7 protein-coding genes and 1 pseudogene are annotated in these 7,983 nt (G+C 70.7%); 5 read left to right on the top strand and 3 right to left on the bottom strand.

Annotated elements, in window-relative coordinates:
- Both ACFU99_RS24705 and ACFU99_RS24700 read left to right on the top strand, forming a co-directional pair.
- On the top strand, nucleotides 1-492 hold a 492-nt coding region (locus ACFU99_RS24705), incomplete at its 5' end, for a DUF1684 domain-containing protein (protein WP_384395445.1).
- Nucleotides 493-808: 316 nt separating this feature from the next.
- Nucleotides 809-1,717, top strand: coding sequence for a S1 family peptidase (locus ACFU99_RS24700; protein ID WP_384395443.1), 909 nt, complete (start codon nucleotides 809-811; stop codon nucleotides 1,715-1,717).
- 136 nt (nucleotides 1,718-1,853) lie between these two features.
- On the opposite strand, the gene ACFU99_RS24695 is transcribed toward ACFU99_RS24700, so the two are convergent.
- Both ACFU99_RS24695 and ACFU99_RS24690 read right to left on the bottom strand, forming a co-directional pair.
- On the bottom strand, nucleotides 1,854-2,618 hold the full coding sequence (locus tag ACFU99_RS24695) for a hypothetical protein (protein ID WP_384395442.1): 765 nt from the start codon (nucleotides 2,616-2,618) through the stop codon (nucleotides 1,854-1,856).
- A gap of 65 nt (nucleotides 2,619-2,683) precedes the next feature.
- Entirely contained in the window at nucleotides 2,684-3,028 is a 345-nt protein-coding gene (locus ACFU99_RS24690; RefSeq protein ID WP_384395440.1) for an MmcQ/YjbR family DNA-binding protein, read from the bottom strand.
- A 90-nt stretch (nucleotides 3,029-3,118) separates the two neighbouring features.
- Between ACFU99_RS24690 and ACFU99_RS24685 the strand changes: the two genes are divergently transcribed.
- Nucleotides 3,119-3,895: an aminoglycoside adenylyltransferase family protein gene (locus ACFU99_RS24685; protein ID WP_384395438.1), complete on the top strand. Its 777-nt coding sequence runs from the start codon at nucleotides 3,119-3,121 to the stop codon at nucleotides 3,893-3,895.
- A 134-nt stretch (nucleotides 3,896-4,029) separates the two neighbouring features.
- Nucleotides 4,030-5,046 carry a slipin family protein gene (locus ACFU99_RS24680; RefSeq protein WP_384395436.1) on the top strand — a complete coding sequence of 339 codons (1,017 nt, stop codon included), beginning with the start codon at nucleotides 4,030-4,032 and terminating at the stop codon, nucleotides 5,044-5,046.
- A 131-nt stretch (nucleotides 5,047-5,177) separates the two neighbouring features.
- On the opposite strand, the gene ACFU99_RS24675 is transcribed toward ACFU99_RS24680, so the two are convergent.
- Complete coding sequence (locus ACFU99_RS24675; RefSeq protein WP_384395434.1) at nucleotides 5,178-6,923, bottom strand: hypothetical protein; 1,746 nt, start codon at nucleotides 6,921-6,923, stop codon at nucleotides 5,178-5,180.
- 826 nt (nucleotides 6,924-7,749) lie between these two features.
- On the opposite strand from ACFU99_RS24675, the pseudogene ACFU99_RS24670 reads away from it, so the two are divergent.
- Nucleotides 7,750-7,983: pseudogene (locus ACFU99_RS24670) on the top strand (S1 family peptidase); the annotation flags it as partial.

The following is a 7,983-nucleotide window of genomic DNA, read 5'->3' as shown; positions in this document are numbered from 1 at the left end:
CTCGTGCTGCGCCGCGAGGGCCTGTGGGCCGTCCGCGTCTTCGACCCGGACGCGGAGAACCGCCGCTCCTTCGCCGGTATCGACGTCTTCGCCTACGACGAGCGGTGGGCGCTCAAGGGGCTGTTCCGCCCGTACGACGCGAGCCGGACCGTACGGGTGGGCAACGCCGACGGCCAGGAGCGGGGGCTCGGGCTCGGCGGCGAACTCGCCTTCACGGTCGACGGCGACGAGCACACGCTCCAGGTCGCGGTGGAGGGGGACGGGTCGCTGTGGGCCGTGCTCGCCGACGGCACGAGCGGCCGGGACAGCTACCGCTTCCGCTTCCTGCGCACACCGGCCCCGGCCGCCGACGGCGCGGTGACAGTGGACTTCAACCGGACCCTGCTGCCGCCGTGCGCCTTCGCCGACCACTTCATCTGCCCCTTCCCGCCGCCGGGCAACACGCTGCCGATCGAGGTACGGGCGGGGGAGCGGAACCGGCTGAGGCGCTGAGGGGGACCGGCTGCGGGCCTGGTCGGAACTGACCGCCGCACGGAAGGGAACCGACCGCGGCCCCGCTACGTCCTATCGCCGACCCGAGGGGGTCAGCACCCAGCCCCGGCGGCCTCCGAGCCGTCGGGGCCATGGCCGTTGTGCCGCCGACAGGCGTCCGAAAGATGCCCTTGCGGCTGCCGTCCGCACGCCTCGATACTCCGCAGCAGCGCTTGTCAGGGGCACGGCGGAAGCGGAATCCGGTGTGCCCTTTGACTGCGCCTCACGGGCCCGTCCACCCCACGGCCGGCCCCCTACCCCCCTCGGGAGGAAGAACGTGAGGATCAAGCGCACCACCCCCCGCAGCGGCATCGTGAGACGTTCCGGCCTGCTCGCCACGGCCGCGGGCCTCGCGGCCGCGGCGGCGCTGGTCTCCACCAACGCCCACGCCGACGGCGGCCGGTCCGCCGAGCCGTACAGCGCCGCCCAGCTCTCCTCCGTCGACTCGGCCGTGCGGAGCGCCGACGTCGCGGGCACGGCCTGGTCGGTGGACCGGAAGACCAACACCGTCACCGTCGGCGTCGACGAGACCGTCACCGCGGCCGACATCGCCAGGATCAAGTCCGAGGCGGGCGCCAACGCCGGCGCCATCCGCATCGAGCACATGAAGGGCAAGCTCCAGAAGCTCATCTCCGGCGGCGACGCGATCTACGCGCCGAGCTGGCGCTGCTCCCTCGGCTTCAACGTGCGCAAGGGCAACACGTACTACCTGCTCACCGCCGGTCACTGCACCGAGGGCAAGCCGCCGTACTACGCGAACTCCGGCAAGACCACGAGCATCGGCCCCACCACGGGTACGAGCTTCCCCGGTAACGACTACGGCATCGTGCAGTACACGAACACCTCGCTGGCCCACCCCAGCGCCGTCGGCAGCCAGCCCATCACCAAGGCCGCCGACCCCACCGTGGGCCAGAACGTCACCCGGCGCGGCTCCACCACCGGCACCCACAGCGGCAAGGTCACCGCGCTGAACCAGACCGTCAACTACGGCAGCGGCGACATCGTCTCCGGCCTGATCAAGACCACCGTCTGCGCCGAGCCCGGCGACAGCGGCGGCTCGCTCTACTCCGGTTCCACCGCCTACGGCCTCACCTCCGGCGGCAGCGGCAACTGCACCTCCGGCGGCACGACGTTCTTCCAGCCGGTGGTCGAAGCGATGAACGCCTACGGCGTGAGCCTGTTCTGAGCCTGTTCTGTTCTGATCTGTTCTGAGCGCGTTCCGAGGGAAGGCGCGGCGTACTTCCCCACCTTCACTGCCTTCCCCATTCCGCCTGCCTCCGGCCGGAGTTCCGGCCGGAGGCAGGTGTACGGGCTCAGGCGATTCACCGGGGGAGCGCCGCCGGTCCGTACGCGGCCCCGCTCCGCTCCCCGCCGCCGAGCCGGTCCGCGACCTTGAGCAGTTCGCCGACGGCCAGACGCGAGTCCGCCGCACACACCATGTAGGTGAAAGTCCCGTCGAACCAGGCCACGCCGTGCTCGGAACCCGCCCTCTCGAAGAGGCGGCCGGGCAGCCCGGAGACCGTCACCGCCTTGCCCGAGCCGCCCTCCTGCCGGTCCCGTCCGGTGATCTGCGCTATGGCCAGCGAAGGGGCTCCCGAACCCTTGCGGTAGTAGCGGGTCCAGGCGGGCCCGTGTTCGCCGTCTCGGGAGAACAGGTACGGCAGGCCGGGCTGGGGGCCGGGCGCCTCCTGGTACATGGCGTCCGTCTGCGTGTAACCCGGCGGGAGATAGCGAGGGGCGCGGAGGAAAGCGCTGTCGAAAGGGCGGATGCGTTCGCCGGTGAGGCGCTCGACGAGCCGCCGCTTTCCCAAGGGGGCCCGCAGCGTGACGTCGACCTGTTGACCTTTCGAGGTTTCGCAGGGGTGCGACATATCGGGGAGGTCTGCCCGGATCGACACATCCACTGTGTCGGCGGACTCCCGCGCCAGCAGTACGGGCCGCGCCTCGTTGCAAGGGGCCCACGTGACGGCGGTGGTGAGCGTACGCCCGTCCCGGCTCACCAGCACCTGGCTCGACACCGGCCCGTTGTCGCGCTCGCGGCTCATCCGGTCCTCCCAGAGCCACCAAGCGGTCAGGGCGACGGTCACGACGGCTGTCGTGCCGACGATCCATAACCCCCTTATCAGAGAGGGGAATTGATCGGATCGCACGCTCAGGCCGCTCCGGTGAAGGCATCCAGCAGATGCTGCGGGGCCGCCTGCTTCCAGGAGTCGACGAGGATGTCCCGCAGCTCGTCGACGTCCTCCAGCGCGGCGAGCCGTACGCGCACCCAGTTGGAGGCGGCCTCGTGCGGCGGCACCCAGAACTTCTCCGGCTCCGCCGCGATCAGCTCCTGCCGCTCGTGCGCCGGGCAGCGCACGGCGAACGAGGTCTCGTCGTCGGGGACCGTGACGAACATCTTGCCGGCGACGCGGAAGGTGGGCATGGACCACGCCTCCTTCTCCACCGTCTCCGGCAGGGAGAGGGCGATGCGGCGTACGTCTGCGGAATCGGTCATGATCAACAGATTAAGCGGTGACCGTACGGCGGCGTCGCCGTGCCGGAAACCCGTTGGCCCCCGCCGCGCCCGCTCCCTACGATCCGGACCGTGACGACAACGGAAGCGCAGGCCGAGGACGTCGTGCGCCTGGTGCGGCAGGTGTTCGGCGCGGACGTCGTCGGCGCGTACCTCCATGGCTCCGCCGTGCTGGACGGGCTGCGGCCGAGCAGTGACCTCGATGTGCTGGCCGTCCTGCGGCGGCGTACGACGGCGGGGGAGCGGCGGGCCCTCGTGGACGCGCTGCTGAGGATCTCCGGCACGGGGAACGGCGGCAGCGGGCGGCCCGTAGAGCTGACGGTCGTCGTCCAGGACGACGTACGGCCGTGGCGGTATCCGCCGCGCTGCGAGTTCCAGTACGGCGAGTGGCTGCGTACGGAGTACGAGCGAGGGCGGACGCCGGGGCCGGGGGAGAGCCCCGATCTCGCGCCGCTGATCACCATGGCGCTGCTCGGCGACGCCCCTCTGTACGGGCCGCCCCCGGCCGCCGCGCTCGACGCCGTACCCCACGAGGACCTGCGCCGCGGCATCGTCGCCGGGGTGCCGGAGCTGCTGGCCGAGCTGGAGGACGACACCCGCAACGTCGTCCTCACGCTCGCCCGCGTCTGGCGGACCCTGGCGACCGGGGAGATCGGTTCGAAGGACGCGGCCGCCGACTGGGCGCTCGCCCGGCTCCCCGAGGAGCACCGCCCCGTACTGTCCCGCGCACGGGCCGGATACCTCGGCCCTCTCGGCGCGGAGCGCGAGAGCTGGGACGATCTGCTGCCGCGCCTGCGCCCGTACGCCGGGCATGTCGCCGCCGAGATCGAGCGGCCGGCCTCGGCCTGACCCCGCCCCGGCCCCGCCCCCGGCTACGGGCCGGGGGCTCGACCCCTGCCCGTAGCGGGCATACCGTGGGAAATAACACCCGCCCTCCCCGCTGCCGCAGACGGGGAGGGGCCCAGGACGGCTAGGGGGCCGTGATGGTCGAGGAGCTGGTGGCAGCAGGAGCGGCGGTCGCGTCCGCGGGTGTGCTGTACGCACTCGCGGCGGCCCGTGTGGTCAAGCAGTACGAGCGGGGCGTGGTCTTCCGCCTAGGCCGGCTGCGGGAGTCCGTGCGCGGGCCGGGGTTCACGATGGTGATCCCGGCCGTGGACCGGCTGCGCAAGGTGAACATGCAGATCGTCACGATGCCCGTGCCCGCGCAGGAGGGCATCACCCGTGACAACGTCACGGTGCGCGTGGACGCGGTCGTGTACTTCAAGGTGATCGACCCGGCCAACGCCGTCGTCGAGGTGGAGGACTACCGCTTCGCCGTCTCCCAGATGGCCCAGACCTCGCTGCGCTCGATCATCGGCAAGAGCGATCTGGACGATCTGCTCTCCAACCGCGAGAAGCTCAACCAGGGCCTGGAGCTGATGATCGACAGCCCGGCCGTGGGGTGGGGCGTGCAGATCGACCGGGTGGAGATCAAGGACGTGTCGCTGCCGGAGACCATGAAGCGGTCGATGGCCCGGCAGGCCGAGGCCGATCGCGAGCGGCGGGCGCGCGTCATCAACGCCGACGCGGAGCTCCAGGCCTCGAAGAAGCTGGCCGAGGCCGCGCACGAGATGTCGGACGAGCCCGCGGCGCTCCAACTGCGGCTGCTCCAGACCGTGGTGGCGGTGGCGGCGGAGAAGAACTCCACACTGGTGCTGCCGTTCCCGGTGGAGCTGCTGCGCTTCCTCGAACGCTCCACGCAGCAGGCGCCGCAGGCCCAGCCCCAGCCCCAGCCCCAGCCCCAGGTACAGCAGTCCCGCACTCAGCAGCAGCCGCCGGTACAGCAGCCGCCGGTACAGCCGACGCCGGAGCCGGTGGAGCAGACGGCCGATCAGTCGGATCAGCCGGATCAGACCGACCGGACGCGGCAGTTGGGGAAGGCGGGCCGGCTGCGTCGGCCGGATCACGTGAGTGACGCGACACCGGACCAAGCGCGCTCGGAGGAGCCGCAGGTGCGGTGAGGATCAGATCCGAGGCCGCCATGTCGTAAGGCCGCCATGCCTCAAGGGGGCGGCGGCCTCGCCGGGCCCGGCCGTGCCTCCCCCCCCCCGCCCGGCGAGTGAAGTCACCGATGTGCCGCGAGCGGACCGGCTCAACCGCGCGAAGCGACGTGGGCAGGTCCGTGCTTCGGGGTGCCTCGCCAGGTGAAGACGTACTGGTTCGTGTTCTTGACGTGAACCATGATCATGTTCGCCGGGAGCTTGCCGTCTCCCTCGGAGTTCAGGATCAACTGGTCGGTCTTGGGGTCGCGGACGGCGGTGATGCTGCCGGTGCCGAGTTCGCGATACGGGCAGTTGACCTGTTTCACGACGAGCTGGAACGGGACCTTCAAGCGCTTCTCGCCGGCGAACTTCACCCAGTCCTGGCCCGGCATGACCGACCCGATGTGGGTGTGCTCGTTCTTGTCGGGGTACTTCGCTTGCAGCTTCACCGGGCCGTCCAGCGGGTTGGCCTTCATGTCGATGAACTGGAGGCGGATCTCGTCCGACTTCGAGGCTTCGGTCACGTGCATGAAGTAGACGGCCGGCGTCGCGGACGGGCTGACGACGGAGGTGACCTTGATGCTGAAGTCACCGGTCCTGTCCCCGGCCGTCAGTGCGGGGGCCTTCGCCCAGCCCGTGTCCGCCCCGTCCTGCGATGTGGTGACGATCGCCTCGGTCTGCGGCTTCCCGTCGACGATGAACCGCGCGGCCGTGTTGCCCACGATCTCGAACTTCAGGTCGGTGTCCCCCACCGGCTTGCCGTCCTCCACCGCCTGGGCCCGCAGGTTCCCGAACGGAGTCTTCGCCTCGGCGGTCAGATTGATGTCGCCGTGCGTCCTCACCGCCGACGGCTGCGCGGTCATTTCCCGTACGACGGCCAGGCTCAGGCCCCCGCCGGTGGCGATATGCGCGATCGGCCGGCCCGCGGCCTGCCTGGTGAGCTCCGCCGCGCGCTCCTTGCCGTACGGGGCTTCGAGGAGGAAGGTGCTCTTGTCCGTGACCGCCAGGAACTCCTGGTGCGCGACCGCGACCTGAATGATCTTCTGCCCCGCCGCCTGCTTGCGAATGGAACTGCTCACGTCGGGTTTCGTGGAGATGAAGGTGCCGTCGTCCGCCAGCGCCGCGTCGGAGAGGCCGCCGCTGATCCAGACGATGCGTTTGCCCTCGGCTGCCTTCATGATCTCGGCGGACTGGGCCCCGGACGCCAGGAGGCGGCCGCCTTCGGCCAGGGCCAGAAATCCGTGGCCGCCGGCGATCGAGGTCACCTTCTGCCCCTGCGCCTGCTCCAAGAGGCACCCCGTCCACCCGGATTCGCCGACGAGGTGGAGCTTGCCGTCGTCCGTCAGCGCCAGGACCCCGCCGGACGTGACGGTGATCTGAGTGATCTTGTGGCCCCGGGTCTTGATGAGGAGGTCGGCCGCGGAGACCCTCTTCTTCGGATCGGCGATGAGCGGGTTCCCGTCGGCGGTCAGCGCCGCCATCACCCCGTCGGCGGTGGAGACTTGGATGATTCTTCGGCCCTTGGCCTGCTTCAGCATGTCCGCCACGTCCGGCTCCTCGCCGGCGGCGAGGAGGGTTCCGTCCGCGGTCAGGGCGACGGCGGAGACGTCGATGTCGAGCTGAGTGATCTTCCTTCCCTTGGCCTGCGCCTGGAGAGTGGCGGCCAGCTTCGCGGAGTCGCCGCCGGCGCCGATGAACGTGTCCGGGGCCTTGTGGGGGTGGCGGGTGCCGAAACCGGTCGTGGCGGCGGCCTCTGACGGGGGGACGGGTTCGGCGTGGGCGGCGCCGATGGCAAAGGGAGCGATGAGGGCGGCGACCAGGGTGGTGCCTACAGCGAGCCGCTGGCGATGATGCATGGGAGTGGGACTCCTTCGAACGGGGACACGCGGGGACGCGGTACGGGGTGAAGTGAGCCGTGGCCGCCGCGGGACCGCGGCAGCCATAGCGGTGGGAGCCCCGTCACACGGAACTCCCGCACTGATCATCCGCAGGTGCGTCGCCGCCGGGCCACCGCTGTACGTCCGTCCGGTACTGCCGTACACCCGTCCGGGACTGACGTACGCCCGTCCGTGATCGGTGCTCTGGGCACCGAAGTCCCGCGCCGTCCGACACTGGAGCGGCGCCCCGTGCTTCGGCGTCTCCCGGTGCGCGCGGGCCGCCTCCATCATCGCGCCCGCCGACAGGGGCACCTTCTACCAGGCCGCCCGGCGGGCTCCCGCCCCGTACGGACGGCCGTCGTGAGCGGTCCGGCGGATGCCCGTGCGGGCCATACGGCCTACGCGGTCCACGCGGTCCACGCGGCCCAGGACACGGGTGCCCGCACGCGTCATTCACTCGGCGTAAACCGCCTCGCATTCCGGAAACTGAGGGGCGGTTACCGGACATCTTCAGGGCTCACCCTGTGTTGACCGGCCAATGCCCCACCGTATTCAGGACCGTGGCCGACGTGCACGGAGTTGCTCATGAGGCACACGTGACGGGGGCGCGCGAAACTGTGTTCGCGCGACTGGAAGTCGGTCTTGTGTACTCCCTCGTCACGTCGGAATACTCGACGGCGCAACTTGGCATGGACGCGACTCCCGACCGGGGGCGGCGCCCATGTCGTACCCCCTCCGGGTCCGGGCACTACCCCACAGCCGGGCCCATCCCCCCACTGGAGGTCAAGAGTTGAAGCAACGTCGGATGCCCAAGCGGCGCGTAGCCCTCGCCGGAGCAGGTGTCGCCGTACTCGCGGCCGCGTCCCTCACGCTACAGAGCGCCAACGCGGCCCCAGCCCCCACCCCCGACTCACTGTCCGTCACGTCCGCCGGAAAGCTCGCGAGCAAGCTCTCCGCCGGCCTCAAGGGTGACGCGGCCGGTTCGTACTACGACGCCAAGGCCAAGAAACTCGTCGTCAACGTCCTCAGCCAGGCCGCC

The organism is Streptomyces sp. NPDC057654, assembly GCF_042800135.1.
Lineage (GTDB): Bacteria > Actinomycetota > Actinomycetes > Streptomycetales > Streptomycetaceae > Streptomyces.
The sequence above is the reverse complement of the archived record's forward strand: the minus strand, read 5'-3'. Positions and strand labels throughout refer to the sequence as shown.

Bases quoted from the DNA above. Each gene is read 5' to 3' on its own strand.
- ACFU99_RS24690 (WP_384395440.1), bottom strand. From the start codon at position 3,028: ATGACCGATTCCGCAGACGTACGCCGCATCGCCCTCTCCCTGCCGGAG.
- ACFU99_RS24680 (WP_384395436.1), top strand. From the start codon at position 4,030: ATGGTCGAGGAGCTGGTGGCAGCAGGAGCGGCGGTCGCGTCCGCGGGT.
- ACFU99_RS24675 (WP_384395434.1), bottom strand. From the start codon at position 6,923: ATGCATCATCGCCAGCGGCTCGCTGTAGGCACCACCCTGGTCGCCGCC.